The organism is Terrabacter terrae, from assembly GCF_039529575.1.
GTDB classification, from domain to species: Bacteria; Actinomycetota; Actinomycetes; order Actinomycetales; family Dermatophilaceae; genus Terrabacter; species Terrabacter terrae.
This window is the reverse complement of sequence record NZ_BAAANB010000021.1, coordinates 1,263,903-1,281,382: the sequence shown is the minus strand read 5'-3', so window position 1 is coordinate 1,281,382 and position 17,480 is coordinate 1,263,903. Positions and strand designations below refer to the sequence as shown.

The 17,480-nt window shown below is 71.8% G+C and carries 17 protein-coding genes and 2 pseudogenes; 11 read left to right on the top strand and 8 right to left on the bottom strand.

Translation table 11 applies throughout. The features are described from left to right. Positions 1 to 30: 30 nt before the first annotated feature. The 4 genes from ABD194_RS16185 to ABD194_RS16170 all read left to right on the top strand — a co-directional run bounded on the left by ABD194_RS16185 (position 31) and on the right by ABD194_RS16170 (position 4,576). On the top strand, positions 31 to 1,530 hold the full coding sequence (locus ABD194_RS16185) for a CoA-acylating methylmalonate-semialdehyde dehydrogenase (RefSeq protein WP_343993194.1): 1,500 nt from the start codon (positions 31 to 33) through the stop codon (positions 1,528 to 1,530). A gap of 66 nt (positions 1,531 to 1,596) precedes the next feature. Further along, positions 1,597 to 2,565, top strand: coding sequence for a Gfo/Idh/MocA family protein (locus ABD194_RS16180; protein ID WP_343993192.1), 969 nt, complete (start codon positions 1,597 to 1,599; stop codon positions 2,563 to 2,565). A gap of 45 nt (positions 2,566 to 2,610) precedes the next feature. After that, a complete protein-coding gene (locus tag ABD194_RS16175; protein WP_343993190.1) occupies positions 2,611 to 3,543 on the top strand; it encodes a TIM barrel protein in 933 nt (310 codons plus the stop codon). Between the two features lie 28 nt (positions 3,544 to 3,571). Beyond that, positions 3,572 to 4,576 carry a Gfo/Idh/MocA family protein gene (locus ABD194_RS16170; RefSeq protein ID WP_343993188.1) on the top strand — a complete coding sequence of 335 codons (1,005 nt, stop codon included), beginning with the start codon at positions 3,572 to 3,574 and terminating at the stop codon, positions 4,574 to 4,576. Positions 4,577 to 4,695: 119 nt separating this feature from the next. Here ABD194_RS16170 and ABD194_RS16165 read toward each other — a convergent pair whose 3' ends face one another. Both ABD194_RS16165 and ABD194_RS16160 read right to left on the bottom strand, forming a co-directional pair. Continuing rightward, positions 4,696 to 4,833 (bottom strand): hypothetical protein, encoded by a 138-nt coding sequence (locus ABD194_RS16165; RefSeq protein WP_343993186.1) that lies wholly within the window; start codon positions 4,831 to 4,833, stop codon positions 4,696 to 4,698. Positions 4,834 to 4,857: 24 nt separating this feature from the next. Beyond that, on the bottom strand, positions 4,858 to 5,865 hold the full coding sequence (locus ABD194_RS16160) for a LacI family DNA-binding transcriptional regulator (protein WP_343993184.1): 1,008 nt from the start codon (positions 5,863 to 5,865) through the stop codon (positions 4,858 to 4,860). Between the two features lie 116 nt (positions 5,866 to 5,981). On the opposite strand from ABD194_RS16160, the gene ABD194_RS16155 reads away from it, so the two are divergent. Both ABD194_RS16155 and ABD194_RS16150 read left to right on the top strand, forming a co-directional pair. Beyond that, positions 5,982 to 7,025 (top strand): Gfo/Idh/MocA family oxidoreductase, encoded by a 1,044-nt coding sequence (locus ABD194_RS16155; RefSeq protein ID WP_343993182.1) that lies wholly within the window; start codon positions 5,982 to 5,984, stop codon positions 7,023 to 7,025. Beyond that, entirely contained in the window at positions 7,022 to 7,834 is an 813-nt protein-coding gene (locus ABD194_RS16150) for a TIM barrel protein (protein ID WP_343993180.1), read from the top strand. Before ABD194_RS16155 ends, ABD194_RS16150 begins: the two co-directional genes overlap by 4 nt. A gap of 66 nt (positions 7,835 to 7,900) precedes the next feature. On the opposite strand, the gene ABD194_RS16145 is transcribed toward ABD194_RS16150, so the two are convergent. Next, positions 7,901 to 9,082 (bottom strand): phytanoyl-CoA dioxygenase family protein, encoded by a 1,182-nt coding sequence (locus ABD194_RS16145; RefSeq protein WP_343993179.1) that lies wholly within the window; start codon positions 9,080 to 9,082, stop codon positions 7,901 to 7,903. A gap of 83 nt (positions 9,083 to 9,165) precedes the next feature. Continuing rightward, on the bottom strand, positions 9,166 to 9,540 hold the full coding sequence (locus ABD194_RS16140; RefSeq protein ID WP_343993177.1) for a hypothetical protein: 375 nt from the start codon (positions 9,538 to 9,540) through the stop codon (positions 9,166 to 9,168). Positions 9,541 to 9,740: 200 nt separating this feature from the next. Here ABD194_RS16140 and ABD194_RS16135 point away from each other — a divergent pair, with 200 nt between their 5' ends. From ABD194_RS16135 to ABD194_RS16120, 4 genes are read left to right on the top strand one after another with little or no spacing between them, the layout of a single operon-like run. Further along, a complete protein-coding gene (locus ABD194_RS16135) occupies positions 9,741 to 10,055 on the top strand; it encodes a LamB/YcsF family protein (protein WP_343993175.1) in 315 nt (104 codons plus the stop codon). Next, a complete protein-coding gene (locus ABD194_RS16130; protein WP_343993173.1) occupies positions 10,055 to 10,669 on the top strand; it encodes a 5-oxoprolinase subunit B family protein in 615 nt (204 codons plus the stop codon). The genes ABD194_RS16135 and ABD194_RS16130 overlap by 1 nt, the downstream gene beginning before the upstream one ends. After that, the gene (locus tag ABD194_RS16125; protein WP_343993171.1) at positions 10,666 to 11,601 is read left to right on the top strand and encodes a 5-oxoprolinase subunit C family protein; all 936 of its coding nucleotides are present in this window, start codon (positions 10,666 to 10,668) and stop codon (positions 11,599 to 11,601) included. Before ABD194_RS16130 ends, ABD194_RS16125 begins: the two co-directional genes overlap by 4 nt. Further along, entirely contained in the window at positions 11,586 to 11,993 is a 408-nt protein-coding gene (locus ABD194_RS16120) for a hypothetical protein (protein ID WP_343993168.1), read from the top strand. The genes ABD194_RS16125 and ABD194_RS16120 overlap by 16 nt, the downstream gene beginning before the upstream one ends. A 120-nt stretch (positions 11,994 to 12,113) precedes the next feature. Here ABD194_RS16120 and ABD194_RS16115 read toward each other — a convergent pair. The 4 genes and pseudogenes from ABD194_RS16115 to ABD194_RS16100 all read right to left on the bottom strand — a co-directional run. Then, positions 12,114 to 12,715 (bottom strand): annotated as a pseudogene (locus ABD194_RS16115) (MFS transporter); the annotation flags it as partial. After that, positions 12,715 to 13,527: a sulfite exporter TauE/SafE family protein gene (locus tag ABD194_RS16110; RefSeq protein WP_343993166.1), complete on the bottom strand. Its 813-nt coding sequence runs from the start codon at positions 13,525 to 13,527 to the stop codon at positions 12,715 to 12,717. The gene ABD194_RS16110 and the pseudogene ABD194_RS16115, both read right to left, overlap by 1 nt. 34 nt (positions 13,528 to 13,561) lie before the next feature. Next, complete coding sequence (locus ABD194_RS16105) at positions 13,562 to 13,729, bottom strand: hypothetical protein (RefSeq protein WP_343993164.1); 168 nt, start codon at positions 13,727 to 13,729, stop codon at positions 13,562 to 13,564. A gap of 357 nt (positions 13,730 to 14,086) precedes the next feature. Continuing rightward, positions 14,087 to 15,466: an MBL fold metallo-hydrolase gene (locus tag ABD194_RS16100; RefSeq protein WP_343993162.1), complete on the bottom strand. Its 1,380-nt coding sequence runs from the start codon at positions 15,464 to 15,466 to the stop codon at positions 14,087 to 14,089. 306 nt (positions 15,467 to 15,772) lie between these two features. Between ABD194_RS16100 and ABD194_RS16095 the strand changes: the two are divergent. Further along, positions 15,773 to 17,245, top strand: a pseudogene (locus ABD194_RS16095) (carboxylesterase/lipase family protein). The last annotated feature ends 235 nt before the right edge of the window (positions 17,246 to 17,480 follow it).

Below are 17,480 nucleotides of genomic sequence, written 5' to 3'. Positions count from 1 at the left end.
CACCCCTCTGTCTCACCTGAAGGACCCAGCATGAGCACCCCCACCCGCATCACCCACCTCCTCGAGGGCCGGCCCTGGAACGGCACCTCCGAGCGCACCTCCCCCGTCTTCAACCCCGCGACCGGCGAGCAGACCGGCATCCTCGACCTCGCCTCCGCGTCGCTGGTCGACGAGGCCGTGAAGACGGCCGCCGCGGCCTGGGAGGCGTGGGCCGACGCCTCGCTCGCCAGGCGCGCCCAGGTGCTCTTCGCCTTCCGCGAGCTGCTCAACGCCCGCAAGGACGAGATCGGCGCCCTCATCACAGCCGAGCACGGCAAGGTCCTCTCCGACGCGGTCGGCGAGGTCACCCGCGGCCTGGAGGTCGCGGAGTTCGCCTGCGGCATCCCGCACCTGCTCAAGGGCGGCTTCACCGAGAACGCCTCGACCAACGTCGACGTCTACTCGATCCGCCAGCCGGTCGGGGTCGTGGCCGTCATCTCCCCGTTCAACTTCCCGGCCATGGTGCCGCTGTGGTTCATCCCGATCGCCATCGCCTGCGGCAACGCCGTCGTGCTGAAGCCCTCGGAGAAGGACCCGTCGGCGGCCCTCGCCATCGCGGCGCTGTGGAAGGAGGCGGGCCTGCCCGACGGCGTCATGCAGGTCGTGAACGGCGACAAGGAGGCCGTCGACGCCCTGCTGACGCACCCCGACGTCAAGTCGGTGTCGTTCGTCGGGTCCACACCGATCGCGAAGTACGTCTACGAGACCGGCACCGCCCACGGCAAGCGGGTCCAGGCCCTCGGAGGCGCGAAGAACCACATGCTCGTGCTGCCCGACGCCGACCTCGACCTCGCCGCCGACGCCGCCGTCAACGCCGGTTTCGGCTCGGCCGGTGAGCGGTGCATGGCCATCTCGGCGCTCGTCGCCGTCGAGCCGATCGCCGACGAGCTGATCGGCAAGATCAAGGACCGGATGGGCAAGCTCGTCACCGGCGACGGCAGGCGCGGCTGCGACATGGGCCCCCTCGTCACGAAGCAGCACCGCGACAAGGTGGCCGGCTACCTCGACTCCGGCGTGGCCGACGGCGCGACCCTCGTCGTCGACGGCCGCGAGAGCGACTTCGACTCCGACGGCGAGGGCTACTTCCTGGCGCCGACGCTCTTCGACAACGTCAAGCCCGGGATGTCGGTGTACGACGACGAGATCTTCGGCCCCGTGCTGTCGGTGGTGCGGGTCCACTCCTACGACGAGGGGCTCGAGCTCATCAACGCCAACCCCTACGGCAACGGCACCGCGATCTTCACCAACGACGGCGGCGCGGCGCGCACGTTCCAGCGCAACGTCGAGGTCGGCATGGTCGGCGTCAACGTGCCGATCCCCGTGCCCGTGTCGTACTACTCGTTCGGCGGCTGGAAGAACTCCCTCTTCGGTGACACGCACGCGCACGGCATCGAAGGCGTCCACTTCTTCACCCGTGGCAAGGTCGTGACGTCGCGCTGGCTCGACCCGAGCCACGGCGGCCTCAACCTCGGCTTCCCGCAGAACGACTGAGCCGCAGGGACTTCCGGACCGATGTCGTTCCCCAGGGCGCTGCCCGCGTCACGTGTCCCGGACCCCATGGAGGCCCCGCCGCTGCGCTGGGGCGTCCTCGGGACGGGCTGGATCGCGCAGCGCTTCTGCGACGCCATGGTGCGGCACACCCGTCAGCGCGTGTTCGCCGTCGGGTCGCGGACTCGTCAGGGCGCCGACACGTTCGCCGACGCCTTCGTCGAGCGCAACACCGGGGTCGAGACAGGGTGGCCGATGGAGCGCCCGGCGGCATATGGCTCCTACGAGGCGCTCGTCGCCGACCCGGACGTCGACGTCGTCTACGCCGCGACGCCGCACCACCTGCACCTGCCGCACGGGCGCCTCGCGCTGGAGGCGGGCAAGGCGACGGTCGTCGAGAAGCCGATGGGCATCTCGGCGGCGCAGGTGGCCGAGCTCGAGGCTCTGGCCTCGACGCGAGCGCTCTTCCTCATGGAGGCGCTGTGGTCGGCCTACCTGCCGAAGTTCGACGTCATCCGGCAGCTGCTCGACGCCGGCGCCCTCGGTACCGTGCACTCGGTGCAGGCCGACCTCGGTGAGCGCTTCGGGCCCGGGCACCGAATCATGCGCGCCGACCTGCTCGGCGGTCCGCGGTACGACCTGCTGACGTACCCGCTGTGGTTCGCCCGATGGGTGCTCGGCGACTTCAACGAGGTCCACGAGGTCGTGACGCCGGCTCCGACGGAGCTCAGCCCCGACGGGGTCGAGGGACAGATCGCCGTCTCGGCGCGGTCGTCGTCGGGCGGCGTGGCGTCGCTGTTCGCGACGATCCTCGGCGACACCCCGAGGACGGCGACGGTCGTCGGCTCGGCCGCGACGTTGCACATCGACGGGCCCTTCTACCAGCCGGGAGGCTTCACGCTGCGCGCGCACGACGGCCGCGAGCTGCGGTACGACGAGGCGCGCATCGGCCACGTCGGCCTCCACTTCGAGGCGGCGGCGGCAGCACGCGCCGTCGCAGCCGGGCGCAGTGCCGCCCGCCACCAGACCACCGGGTGACCCGCGGCGACGCAGCCGCAGCCCGAGGAAGCGAGAGGAAGCACCATGGCCGAGTCCAAGGCCCGCAACACCGACGAGCGCTACAGCAAGCTGACGATCGGCGTGTGTCCCGACCAGTGGGGTGTCTGGTTTCCCGAGGACGACAAGCAGATCCGTTGGGAGACCGCACTGGACGAGATGGCCGAGGCCGGCTTCTCGATGATGGAGACGGGGCCGTTCGGCTACTTCCCCAAGGACCCGAAGCGGTTGCAGGAGGAGATGGACAAGCGCGGCTTCACAGTGGTGGCGGGCACCGGCTGGGGCGTCCTGCACAAGCCCGAGGCCTGGGCCGACACGGAGAAGACGTTCCGCGAGATCGCCGAGACGCACGCCGCCGTCGGGGCGCAGTACATCGTGCACCTGCCGCCACTCTTCCGCGACGACAAGACATGGGAGTTCACGGACGACCGCGTCCTGTCGACGGAGGCCTGGAACACCTACATCGGCAACGCCGACCGCCTCGGTCGCATCATCAAGGAGGACTACGGCCTGCAGATGGTGCTGCACCCGCACGGCGACAGCCACATCGAGACACCTGAGGACATCGACCGCATCTTCCAGGCGACCGATCCCGACTACGTCGGCTTCTGCCTCGACACCGGCCACGTCGTCTACGGCGGCGGCGACCCGGTGGAGCTGTGCCGCAGGTATCCCGAGCGCATCTCCTACGTCCACATCAAGGCGATGGACGAGCAACTGGTCAAGCAGGCACACGACGAGGACTGGCCCTTCGGTCTCGCGGTCGCCAAGGGATGCTCGGTCGCCCCGCCCGCGGGCGCGCCGGACATGCCGTCGCTCGTCGAGGCCCTCGCCGACCTCGACAAGGAGCTCTACGTCGTGTGCGAGCAGGACATGTACCCCTGCGACCCGTCCTACCCCCTCCCCAACGCCATCCAGACCCGCGAGTACCTCGCCTCCATCGGCCTCGGCCTCCGCTGAGCCCCACGTGACCAAGGAGCCCCACGACATGACTGTTCGCATCGGCATGATCGGCCCCGGTGGCATGGGCCAGGCCCACATCGACCGGATCCACACCGTCATCGGCGGCGGCCGCGTCGTCGCGGTCAGTGACGTCGACGAGGTGCGCGCCAAGGAGGTCGCCGAGCGGATCGGCGGGACGGCATACGCCTCCTCGGCCGAGCTCATCGGCGCCGACGAGGTGGACGCCGTGATGATCTGCAGCTACGGCCCCGCGCATGAGGTCGACGTGCTGGCGGCGATCGCGGCGGGCAAACCGGTCTTCTGCGAGAAACCACTGACGCCGACCGCCGGGGCCGCGCTGCGGATCATGGAGGCCGAGCAGGCCGCTGGCCGGCGCCTCGTGACCGTGGGCTTCATGCGCCGCTTCGACCGCAGCTACCGGCAGATGAAGGCGCTGCTGGACTCCGGTGAGCTCGGCGAGACGCTCATGGTCCACTGCGCCCACCGCAATCCGACTGTGCCGCAGCACTACACGTGGGACATGGCGATCAACGACACCGCCATCCACGAGGTCGACACGATGCGCTGGCTGCTCGGCGAGGAGTTCGTCTCGGCGCGCGTCGACAAGCCGAAGAAGACCTCGCTGCGCTTCGAGCACCTGCAGGACCCGCTCGTGCTGATCCTCGAGACCCAGTCCGGCGTGCGCGTCGACGACGAGATCTTCGTCAACTGCCAGTTCGGCTACGACATCCGCTGCGAGGCCGTCGCCGAGAAGGGCACCGTGTCGCTGGCCGACCAGAACGCCGTCGAGGTGCGCGATGCCGCCGGCCACCGCAACTCGATCACCCGGGACCACAACGACCGCTTCTGGGGCGCCTTCGTGACCGAGGTCCAGGAGTGGATCAACGCTGTGGCCCGCGGAGAGCACACGGGCTCCACGTCGTGGGACGGGTATGCCGCGGCGTGCGTCTGCGACGCCGGCGTCACGGCGCTCACGGACGACGGGGTCGTCGAGGTCGAGATGATCGAGAAGCCGGCCTTCTACTCCTGAGTCGGACCCCCGTCCACCTTGGGGCGCCGCACGGGAAAGCGGGTCCCGCGAGAGAAACCCGGCTGCGCGGTGGGCGGGATCGACGATCTCCGCATTGCCACCCGACCACTCGGCGTCCGTCAGGACTGGGGCACCGTGGCGGACGCAGCGGCGAAGGCCTCGACCTGGTAGGTGTAGCTGGTGCGCGTCCCGAGGTGCTCGACGACCTCGGGGTCCGCGTCGCGGCGGAGCGCGAGCGAGTCGCCCTCGTGCGGCACGGGGAACAGAGCGCGCGACGGTGCTCAGCCGCGTGGCGGCGCTGTACTGGCGCGGACGACCAGCGTGGGTTCGAGGACTGTGCTGGAGGCGGGGTGGGTCGCCGCTTCGTCCTCGAGGCGCGACGTCACGGTGTGAACGGCTTCAGCCCCCAACCGCGCGGCCTCCTGGCGGACCGTGGTCAGGGCCACGTGCGGGTAGCCGGCCTGCTCGATGTCGTCGAAACCCACGACGGAGACGTCTCGGGGCACCCGCAGCCCCGCCTGTCGCACGGCGTCGACGAAACCCAGGGCGCACCGGTCGTTGAACGCGGTGACGGCAGTGGGCCGCCCCGCCCGGAGCTCGAGGAACGCCTCTGCCGCCCGCGCTCCGTCCAGCTCCGTCAGGCCTCCGGGCAGGAGAGTCGCGCGCGAACCGGCCCAGCCAGCGGTACCGCGCCCAAAGCCCTGCCGACGTTCGGCAGCGCCCGGCGCGCGACCCCCGTCGAGCAGGGCGATCCGCTCGTGTCCCAGCTGACGCAGGTGCTCGACCGCCAGCCGCAGGCCGAGTGCGTCATCGGTCCGCACCACCCCCACCCCCGCTGCGCGGACCTTCCGCAGCACACTCACGGCGGGCACCTGCTGGGCCAGACGCGCCATCGCGCCGGATGCGAGGCCACTGCCGACCAGGAGCAGGCCCTCGCACCGCTCGGCGAGCAACGTGTCGACCGCGTGCGCGTCCGACCGCTCGGGGGTGACACCGCTCAGGACGATCTCGTAGCCGGCGGCGTCGGCCTCGGCGTAGAGGCTGCGGAGCACCTCACCGTGGAAGGCATGGCCGACGGCGAAGGTGACACCGAGCATCCGCGTGCGACTACGCCCGAGCCTGCTGGCCCGGGTGTCCGGCCGGTAGTCGAGCTCGCCTGCCGCGGCCAGCACGCGGGCGCGGGTCTCCTCGGAGGCGCCGGCAGCGCCTCGGAAGACGATCGACACGAGAGCCCTCGACACGCCGGCCCTCGCGGCCACGTCTTCCATGGTCACGCGTCCGGTCGCCATGGACAGGAGTCTAGAGCGCTCCAGAACGATCCTGCGACAACCTCTTGACCATCCCTGCCGATAAGCCTCACCATCGTGACTAGAGCGCTCTAGTGCCCCAGTGAAGGAGTTCCACCGTGACTGCCAAAGAGCCCTTGCGCATCGGTCTCATCGGCGCCGGCCGCATCGGCACCCACCACGCCACCACCCTCGCCCGCCACCTGCACCAGGCCGAGCTCGTCGCGGTCGCCGACCCTGTCGAGGCCTCGGCACGACGCCTCGGCGAGGACCTCGGCGTCGACTGGCTCACCGACCCGCAGTCCCTCATCGACAACCCCGGCATCGAGGCCGTCGCCATCACCTGCGCCAGCACTGCCCACGCCGACCTCGTCGTCGCCGCCGCTCACGCCGGCAAGGCGGCCTTCGTCGAGAAGCCGATGGCGATGACCCTCACCGACGCGGACCGCGCCGTCGCCGCGGCGGAGGCAGCCGGCATACCCCTGCAGGTGGGCTTCAACCGCCGGTTCGCCCGCGACTTCGCGTGGGCGCACGACGCCGTCGCCGCGGGACGCATCGGCACCCCGCAGCTGCTGCGCTCGGTGACCCGCGATCCGGGCCTCGCCGACCCCGGCGCGGTGCCGCCGTGGACCATCTTCACCCAGACGCTCATCCACGACTTCGACACGCTCAACTGGTTCAACGCGGGGGCTCGTGCTGTCGAGGTGTCGGTCATGGCCGACGCCCTCGTCGCACCGGACTTCAAGGCAGCCGGCCTGCTCGACACCGCGGTGGTCACGATCCGCTACGACAACGGAGCCATCGGCGTCGCCGAGGCGAGCTTCTCGGCGGCCTACGGCTACGACGTCCGCGGCGAGGTGTTCGGACCGGCCGGCATGGTGCAGGCGGGCAGCCCGGCCCACCTCACGACGAGCCTCTGGACCACGGACGGCGTGCGCGGGCCGACGGCACGCAGGGACACCGACCTCTTCGCCGACGCGTATGCCGCCGAGCTGGCCGCCTTCTGCACGGCCGTGCGTGCCGGCAGCCCTCCGCCGGTGAATGGGCAGGACGCCCGCGCCGCCCTGCGCATCGCTCTCGCCTGCATCGAGGCCGTCCAGACCGGGTCGACCGTCGCGATCCGCGACGCCGACCGCGAGGCACACCGGGGGGCCGTCGCATGACCGCCGCGCCCGGCGCCACCGCCGGCCCCTTCACCCTCGCTGTCTGCTCCGAGATGGTGTTCCTCGACCTGCCGGTGGTCGACCGGGTCCGCAGGATCCACGAGCTGGGCTTCGCCGTGGAGATCTGGGACTGGACACGCCACGACGTCGACGCGCTGGAGACGCTGCGCGAGGAGGGCGTCGCCTACTCCTCCATGACCGGCTACGTCCGTGGACGCCTGTCCGACCGCGAGGGCGCCGACGAGCTGCTCGAGACGGCCGCGGAGTCGGTGCCGGTCGCGAAGCGGCTCGGCATCCCGCGGCTCAACCTGCACGGCACCGGCCTCGATGACAAGGGGCTCCCGGCACGGCCGGCGCCTGAGGTGTCCGGCGCGATGTGGCTGCAGGCCCGCGAGACCCTCAGCCGCGTCGCAGACCTCGGCGAGCGCGAGGGCGTCGAGTTCGTCCTCGAGAACCTCAACACCGAGGTCGACCACCCAGGCGTCCCCTTCGCGCGCGCAGCCGACTGCCTGGCGCTCGTCGAGTCGGTCGACAGCCCGCACCTGCGGCTCATGCTCGACCTGTACCACGCGCAGATCGGCGAGGGGAACCTCATCGAGCTGTGCCGCCGTGCCCTGCCGTGGATCGGCGAGGTCCAGGTCGCCGACGTGCCCGGACGCCGTGAGCCCGGCACCGGCGAGATCGCCTACCCCGCGGTGGCGCGGGCCCTTGCGGAGATGGGCTACCGCGGCACCGTGGGCCTCGAGGCCTGGGCGTCGGTCGACCCCGAGCTCGCCCTGAAGCGCTTCCGCGACGCCTTCACCCTCTGACGGCGGGGCATTCGATGTATTCCGCGGTCACCGGTGATCCCGGAATACATCGACCCGGATGTCGAGTCAGTGCGAGCGGCGGGCGTCGGCCTGCGCGTCGAGGCGTCGGTGCAGCTCCGCGGGGTCGCTGCCCTCGGCGAGTGCGTGGGCCACGACGTCGGCCTGGCTCGGTGGTGCCATGCCGCCGACCGGCTGGTCGCGGTCGAGGTTCGTCGGGAACGCGTACGCCTCGGCGCCGGCGGCCACGGCGTTCGCCAGGGCCCGCTCCCCCATCCCGGCGGCCCTGCGCGCCAGGAGCGTCGGGTAGACGGCCTCGACGACCCGCTGCCGGTCCACCGTCTCCATCGTCCGGCCGAACGCCGACGAGACCTGCAGCAGGTTCGCCATGCGCCGTATGCCGGCGGAGCGGTTCGTCCCGGCCGCGTGGAACAGCGCGGGGTTGAAGAAGACGGCGTCCCCCTTGGCCAGCGGCAGCTGGACGTGGTGGGCGACGAAGTACTCCTGGAACTCGGGCCGCTGGTAGGCGACGTAGCCGTACGCATACTTCTGGCTGTGCGGCAGGTAGAGCGTCGGCCCGGACTCGACGGGCATGTCGCAGTGCGCCACCGCGCCCTGCAGCGTCAGCGCCTGCGAGAGCGCGTGCACGTGCGCCGGGTAGCGAGCGCACGTCTCGTCGCTCTGGAAGCCGAGGTGGTAGTCGCGGTGCACGGTCTGGCCCGCACCGCCCGGGTTGACGACGTTGACCTGCGAGGTGACCTGGTAGCCGGGGCCGAGCCAGGCCGTGGCGGCGATGGCGAGGACGTCGTTGGCGTAGTAGTCGACGAAGGCCTCAGGGTCCGCCACCGCCAGCTTCTCGAGGGCGTTCCAGACGCGGTCGTTGGCACCGGGCTTGGCGAAGTGGTCGCCCGACGCCGTTCCGGCCGAACGCTGCTCGTCGATCGTCGCCTCGAACGCGGCGGTGACGCGGTCGACGACCTCCGCCTCGAAGGCTCCCTCGACAACGATGATGCCGGGCCCGTCCGCGAGTCCGCGTGCGATCTCCCCGAGGACGTCGCGCCGGCTCTCCGCACCGGCCGTGGCTGCGGCCACCAGGCGGGCGGCCGCGTAGACGGGCACCTGCCCCTCGAGACGCGAGGCGTGGGGATGCTCCTCGATGCGGGTCCGGTCGGCCAGGACCTCGAGCAGGTCGGCGAGCCGGCAGTCCTGCGGCAGGAGCCAGGCGGGAGTGGGGCGAGCAGTGAGGGTCACGACGTCCTCCTCGACGAGTGCGGTGGTGCTCGGTCTCACCCAGCATGGGCGCAGTCGGACGCTCGTGCGCCACGCAGAAGACCTCAGAAAGCCCTCAGTGACCACGGCCGGCCACGGCTAGCGAAGCGCGCCACGTCCCGGCCGACCCAGGCACCCGGCAGGACGAACGGCGGCCGGACGACGGTGCGCCACACCGTCGCTGCGGTGAAGAGGCCGAGGCCTGCGCTGAAGGGCACCTTGCGCAGGTTCACCCCGAAGAAGAGCGCACCCGTGCCGAGGAACCGGCGCTTCTCGATGCCCTGCCCGACGAGGTAGAGCGTCATCACAGGGCCCGCCGCGTTGCCCGTCATCGTGGCGAAGCCCGAACCGAGCCCGGTGACGAGCGCCGCCCCTCGGGAGTCCGAGATCCGGCGGGTGTCCGGGCTGCTACGCCGGCCGGAACGCGCGCCACTCCCCACGAGCGACGGGAACTGAGACGATAGCGGCGCGTGAGCGAGTGTCTCTGTGATGACCGCTGCTGTCGACTGGCGCTGGCCACGTGTATGGCTGACGTGCACGTCGCGCCCGAGCCCGAGCCCGAGCCCGAGGACGGTGGCCGCACCGCGGCCAGACAGGAGGCGTGACCGCAGTGGACGTACCTGGCGTGGACGGGCCTTTCGTGGACGAAGCGGTCGCCGTCCCGGGAACGCGGAGAACCGTCGACCCCAACAGCGACCTCGTCGACGGCCTGCTGGTGTCGCGACGTGAGCCCGGTGAGGTCCTCCACGACCCCGAGATCATCGCGGCCCGGTGCGTCCAGATCGCGACGGAGTCGACGGTCGAGACCGTCGACGGCACGACCACCACGGTCGAGGCGCGCTCGATCTGCGTGCACGGCGACACCGACGGAGCGGTGGGCATCGCCCAGGCCGTCCGGCGTGCCCTCGAGTGTGCGGGGGGCGAGCTGCGGCCCTTCACCGGAGGACCGGCCTGATGCGCTTCCTCCCCGCCGGGCACCACGGGCTGCTGGTCGAGTGCGACGACCTGGCAGAGGTGATGCAGCTGCACCGGGCGCTGGTTCAGGACCGACCTGCGGGCGTCGTGGACCTCGTGCCGGCAGCCCGGACGGTGCTGCTGACCTTCGACGGCTCCACGTCGCACGCCCGGCTGGCCGCGACGGTGAAAGGCACCGATCTGGAGAGTGTCGTCGACGGGGCACGGAGCTCTGAGGTCACCATCGAGGTCACCTACGACGGCGAGGACCTTGCCGAGGTCGCCGAGCTGACCGGCATACCCGCGTCCGAGGTGGTTCGGCGGCACCAGGCTGCCCCGCACACGGTCGCCTTCACCGGCTTCTCCCCCGGATTCCCCTACATCGCCGGTGGCGACCCCCGGCTCTCCGTGCCGCGGCGCTCCACCCCACGCACGCGCGTCCCCGCCGGATCCGTCGCGCTGGCAGGGGGATTCACCGGCCTCTACCCCCGTGAGGGGCCCGGCGGATGGCAGCTCATCGGCCGCACGGTGGCGCGGCTGTGGGACCTCGACCGTGAGCCGCCCGCCCTGCTGACGCCCGGCACGCGCGTCCGCTTCACCGAGGCGCGGCGATGATCGAGGTGCTGCGCAGTGGCCTGCTCACGACGGTGCAGGACCTCGGCCGCCCCGGCCTGGCACACCTCGGCGTGGGCCGCTCCGGGGCCGCGGACCGGCCGAGCCTCCGTCTGGCCAACCGGCTCGTGGGCAATGCCGAGGGCGACGCTGCGCTGGAGATCACCTTCGGCGGGCTCGCCGTGCGCTTCGAGCGAGCCACCACGGTGGCCCTCGCCGGGGCCCCCTGCGCGGTGGAGGTGGACGGCCGCTGCCGCGACATGCACGCGCCCGTGGCCGTCGCCGCCGGGCAGACCCTCGAGGTCGGTATGCCGTCGCGCGGCGTGCGCACGTACCTCGCCGTTCGCGGCGGCCTGGCCGTCACACCGATCCTCGGGGCGCGGTCCACCGACCTGCTCGCCCATCTCGGCCCCCAACGGTTGCGCGAGGGCGACCGCCTGACCTTCGGCTCTGCGGTCGGCCAGATCCCGGGCGTCGACGTCGCCCCCGTGGCCGCGCTGCCGGTGACGCCGGTGCTCAGGGTGTCCCCCGGACCCCGGGCCGACTGGTTCACTGCCGACGCCCTCGACACCCTGCGCACCAGCCGATTCGAGGTCACGGGATACTCGGACCGGGTGGGTGTCAGGCTCTCTGGTCCCGTGCTGCGACGCAGCCGCACCGAGGAGCTGCCGTCGGAGGGCCTCGTCGAGGGGGCCGTGCAGGTGCCCCCCGACGGCCAGCCCGTCATCTTCCTCGCGGATCACCCGGTGACCGGCGGCTATCCGGTCATCGCCGTCGTGCACCCGCACGACCTGCCGCTCGTCGCCCAGGCCCGGCCCGGGCAGCAGGTGCGCTTCACGCTCGAGCCGGACCTGCTCCAGCCCGGTCTCGCCCCGCACGTGGACCGGTCGGCCCGAACGCCTGCACCTACCCTCGTGGCATGGCCCGCTATGTGATCGACGCACCGACGCTGCTGCACATCGCGGACGAGGACCTCCCCGTCGTCGCCAGCCACCAGCTGGTGGCCCCGAACTCGATTCGTTCCGAGGCCCTCGAACAGCTGCTCCGGGACGTCAGGGCAGGCAGGCGGACGGAGAAGGAGGCCCTGCACACTCATCAGCGGATCACGGAACTGAAGATTCGGCTGCTCGGTGACCGCGTGTCTCGACGCACCGCATGGGACATCGCCGTTGCCCACGACTGGGACTCACTGCGAGATGCCGAGTACCTGGCGGTCGCGCGTCTGCAGGCCGACGCCCTGATCACCATTGACGAGATCTTCGCCGCCGTGGCGGCGAAGGTCGTCCCCGTAGCCGCGTTGCGCGACCTGCTCGCCGATCACCCGTAGCTGGTCACCTGGCGGTGAGTGCAGAGCCGATGCCGACTGCATGTGCCCCGAGGAAGCCACTCATGTGCTGGCGAGCGGTCCTGCCGGTGCGCCCGCCTCGACTGTCAGCCCCGGTGACGACGCAGCGCAGGACAGGCCTAGGCCGAGCGCCGCGTAGGCGGTTCCGAGGAAGAACGGCTCGGGCCGCAGGCCGTGGGCCTGGGCGATGTAGCCGGTGGCCAGGGCGGTGACGGCGACCGCGACGTAGCCGGCGACCTCGTTGAAGCCCATCGCCAGCCCCCGGCGGTGCGGGCCGACGAGGTCGATCTTCATCACCACCGCGGTGGACCACGTCATCCCCTGGCTGACCCCGAGGCGCACGTTGGCCGCGACGACCCAGCCCAAGGAGGGCGCCCAGACCAGCAGGAGGGGCACCGGCACCGCGATGATCCAGCCGGCCACCAGCACCGGCTTGCGACCGAACCGGTCCATCCAGGTGCCGGCGAGGTAGATGGTGGCCGCCTTGGCCAGGCCGAAGACGAGGATGAGGGCGGTACCGGCGGTGTGGCCGGGCAGTCCGAAGACGGCCTTGCCCAGCAGCAGCACGACGGTGCGCGCTCCTGGCCGAGCGTTCCCCCGACCAAGGTGTTGACCGCCACGAGCAGCACGAACTGGGGCAGGTTCTGACGCAGCCCGAGCACGAGCTCCGGTGTGCGGCCGGCCACGCGGACTGGCGCCGCCATCAGCCGATCACCACCCCCAGCGAGCGGGCTCCGATGTAGAGCGCGACGAGGACCAGCAGCCCGGCAAAGGTGAGGGTGAGGTGGCGCGGGTTGGCCCGGCCGACGACCTTCCCGCCGACGAGGCTGCCGGCCACGGCGGCGACCGTGAAGACCCCGATGAGCGCCCAGTCGAGGTGGCCACCGCCGGAGCCGAGGCGTGCCGCGAGCGCGGTGGCGCTGTTGACGGCGATGACGAGCAGCGAGGTGCCGACGGCCACCGGCATCGGGAAGCCGAGGGCGAGGACGAGCGCCGGGACGAGCGCGAACCCACCGCCGACCCCGAAGAAGCCGGTGAGGAGCCCGATCGCCGTCGCCGTCACGACAACCTTGGCCACCCGTGGGCAGGCGCACGTGAAGGGCCGGAGGGTGAGCATCGGCTCGACCGTGGGGTCGATGGCGAGTCCCAGGTCGCGACGCGCGCTGTGGGCGCGTCGGATTATCAGGGCGGCCACGAGGAGCATGAGCGCCGCGAAGGCGGTCAGCAGGTTGCTGGGGCGCACTGAGCCCGACAACGCGGACCCGGCCAGGGAGCCGGCTGTGCCGAGCAGTCCGAAGAGGAGCCCCTGGGTGAAGCGGACCCGCCCCGCCCGCGCGTGCGGCACCAGGGCCAGCGACGAGGTGAGGCCCACGATGACGAGCGAGCTGGTCGTGGCCGTCCGCGCGTCCTGCGCGAGGACGTAGACGAGGGCGGGCACGGTCAGGATCGAGCCGCCGCCGCCCAGCGCCCCGAGGGACAGCCCGATGGCGATCCCCAGGGGGATGGCGATCAGCATCGGAGCCGCTCCTCTCGTCCTGTGTGTGGTCGCGTCAGCGGTTGAACAGCCGCGACAGGAACCCGCCGGAGGCGGACTCGCTCCTGTCGTGGCCGGGGCAGCGCTGCGCGGCGGGGACATTGCGCATGACCTGGTCGACGTGCTGGCCGCAACCGGCCCAGGTCGTCTTGCCGCAGGTCCGGCAGGTGGCGGGTCGACACATGATGGTTCTCCTTGGTGTGGCCGGCGGGTGCCGGGAAGGTTCCGCGCGGACGAGCGCGGCTGTCGGGCTGGGGTGTCGGGAAGCTTGCGTATGCCGTCCGGCGAGCTACGCCGGTCAGGCGACGCCCGCGTGGGCGCCCGTGACGACGGGCCGGCCCGAGGTCTGCCAGGCCGTGGTACCGCCGTCGACGGAGCGGGCATCGAAGCCGAGGCGAGCTCGTCGATGGTGGCGGTCACGGTCATGCACGGCTCCTTCACTACGGGACCGTGGCCCATCCGGTCGACTCTGGGCGAGCCGCCCCGAGTAGGGGGTCTGGACGCGTAGGCCCTCCCGAGGAGAGGGTTGCGGCCAGTGGGGTCATGAGGCGTCGGCGTGGGCGAGCTCCCAGGCGCCGTAGCCGCCGAGGATGTCGGAGACGTCCGTGAAGCCGCCGGCACGCAGCAGGCTCGCGCCGACCGAGCTGCGCCATCCGCCCGCGCAGTAGACGACCACGGGGCCCTCGGCGTCGAGCTCGTGGGCCCGGCGACCCAGCTCGGCCAGCGGGATGTGTCGGGCACCGGGGAGCATCCCGGCCTCCAGCTCGCCGGCGTTGCGGAGGTCGACGACCTGCACGTCGGCCTGAGCCGCAGTCTCGTCCACCTCGGCGACCGACAGGCGGCTGGCCCGGGTCACCTGGTCCTGGTGCGTCAGGAGGTACTCCTCGACGTCCGCCACGTAGCCGACGACGTGGTCGTAGCCGATGCGGGCCAAGCGGGTGGCCACCTCCTGCTCCTGGCCTTCTGGGGCGATGACGACGATCTCGCTCTCGGGCGAGAAGACCATGCCGACCGTCTCGGCCATCCGGCCGTCGACCGGCACGTTGACCGAGCCGCGTAGATGGGCCGAGGCAAACTCCTGCACCTCCCGTGCGTCGTGGATGCGAGCGCCGCAGGCCAAGGCGGCCTCGACCTCGACGCCGCTGAGTGCCGGCACGGTCGCGTCGAGGTCCCGCAGCCCACGCGACTGCTTGTTCAGCGTGGCGTTGTAGGCGAAGTACGCGGGCGCCGTGGGCTGACCGGCGGCGACGACCTCCAGGAACTGCTCCTCGGTCATCGGTCGACAGGCGTAGTTGAAGCGGCGCTGCTCGCCGATGGTCGACTGGCGCTCGGTCGAGAGGTTCTTGCCGCAGGCCGAGCCGGCGCCGTGAGCCGGGAACACGCGTACGCCATCCGGCAGGCCCATGAGCTTGTGCTGCACGGAGTCGTACAGCATCCGGCCGAGCTCGGTGGCGGTGACGCCGACGGAGGCGAGCAGGTCGGGACGACCGACGTCCCCGATGAAGAGGGCGTCCCCGGTGAGGACGCCGTAGGCCACGTCGTCGTCGGCGTGCTCGTGGACGAGGACCGAGATGGACTCGGGGGTGTGCCCGGGCGTCGTCATGATCTCGAGCGTCACGTCGCCGAGCGAGATCCGCTCGCCGTCGGCGAGCGAGCGCGCCGGGAAGTCGGTGACGGCGCCCTCGCCGTAGCCGATCCACGCACCGGTGGCCCGGGCCAGCTCGAGGTGGCCGGACACGAAGTCGGCGTGGAAGTGGGTGTTGACGATGCCGACGATCGTCAGGCGGCGCGCCTCGGCGTCCGCCAGGTACTCCGCGACATCGCGACGAGGGTCGACGACCACGGCCTGGCCGGTGCTTTCGTCGGCGATCAGGTAGGACGCCTGGGAGAGGCAGTCGAGGTAGTACTGGGTGAAGATCACGGTGTCCTCCGGTCGAGCGGGTCCGGAACACCCTAACAGATACCCCCCGGGGTACGGGAACTCCCTACGCCCCGCCTTCGCCCGGTCGCGGTCCGAGGTCTTCCACGCAGGGACGCGGCAGGGGCGCGGTGCTGTCGCGCGCTGGGTAAGGGGTGTCGCGGCGCGCCACCGAATGTGCTCAAACAGCGCGGTGCGTCCGGTGGCGCGTCATCGCCAGACGCTCATGCGTGCAGCAGCCGTGTCGGCGCCTGTCGACTGGACAGAAAGCGCTGGCGCACGGGTCGGCCGGCTTGGGACCCTCCAGAGATGCACGTCGACGTGGACCTGAGCACCGGGACCGTGCGAGGCACGGTCGACGACGGGGACTCCGCAGGGGCCCCGGGCACGGCGGTCTTCCGCGGGATCCCGTTCGCCTCGCTGCCGGTGCGCTTCGGCCCGCCAGAGGCCGCGCGGACGTGGAGCGGAGCCCGCGAGGCCTTGGCATTCGGCCCTCCCCCGCCGCAGTCCGCTGCATGAGGCGCGGGCGGTTCTGTCGTGGCCGCAGCGCCCGACGAGTGGCTCACCGTCAACGTCTGGTCGCCCGACGTCGAGGGGCGTCTGCCGGTCATGGTGTGGATCCAGGGCGGTGCCTATCTCTTCGGGACGTCGGGCCTGCCGGAGTACGACGGAAGGGTCCTCGCCGCGCACGGTGTCGTGCTCGTGACCTTCAACTACCGGGTCGGCTTCGAGGGCTTCGGCCTCGTCGAAGGGCGACCCGCCAACCGGGGACTGCTCGACCAGGTGGCCCTCCTCGAGTGGGTCCGCGAGAACATCGCGGCCTTCGGCGGCGACCCCGCGCTGGTCACGGTCTTCGGCGAGTCCGCGGGCGCCGGGTCCGTCGCCGCGCTGCTCGCCATGCCGCGGGCGCAGGGGCTCTTCCAGCGCGCCATCGCGCAGAGCGTCCCGGGCACCTACCTCACGCCCTCCCTCGCCGCCGACGTCACCCGCGTCTGCGCTGCCGAGCTCGGCGTCGAGCCCGTCGCGCTGGACGCCGTCCCACCCCACCTGCTGCCGGCCGCAGTCGACGCCGTGCAGGCCAGGATCGGGCAGTATGCCGACCGGTGGGGTCTGGCCGCGTACGCGAGAACCCCTCTCGCACCAGTGGTCGACGGCGAGGTCCTCCCGACGACACCGTGGCGCGGCCTGACCGGCAGGGTTCCACTCCTGGTCGGGCACACGAGGCACGAGCAGCGGCTGCTCTCCGCCCTGACCGGGGTGCTCGGTCACGTCACGCCGGCCCAGGCCGACGAGGCCGCGGCCCGCTTCGGTCCGGACCCGCAGCGCTACCGCGAGGCCTTCGTGGACCCGGAGGAGCTCTACGACGTCGTGCGGTCCGACTGGCTCTTCCGTATGCCGTCGCTGCGGCTCGCCGAGGCGCAGCACGCCGCCGGTGGGGTGGCCCACCTCTACGAGCTGACCTGGGAGGCACCCGGGATGGGTGGCGTCCTCGGTGCCTGCCATGGCCTCGACGTGCCGCTCGTCTTCGGGAACCTCACCGTCGGCCGGACGGCGCTGCTCGTCGGCGAGCCGGGGCCGGAGGCCACGACCGTCTCGCAACAGATGCGCGAGGCGTGGACCGGGTTCGCTGCGAGCGGCGACCCGGGGTGGCCTCGCTTCGACCCTCGCCCCGACAGTCTGACGACGCGCCTCTTCGACGTGGAGCCGGCGGTGACGGCATACCCGGAGGCCGTGTCCCGGGCGATCTGGACGGACGACCCCAGCGTGCTCGACCTCGCGTGAGTGCTCCGCCGGCGTCAGCGCGTCGCGGGCCCGGCCCGCGGGGCTGACGGCGCCGGGCCATACGCGCCTCGGATCAGGCCACCACCTCCGCCCAGCGGATGGTGACACCGCCGCTGGGCCTCCTTTCCCAACCCGCGCAGCCCTGAGACGGCAACGCGTCCATCTGCCGCCGAGCGCCCGTGCCGACGTGAACGCTCCCCCGTGCAGATAGGAGCTTCACCTTCACCTCGTCTTC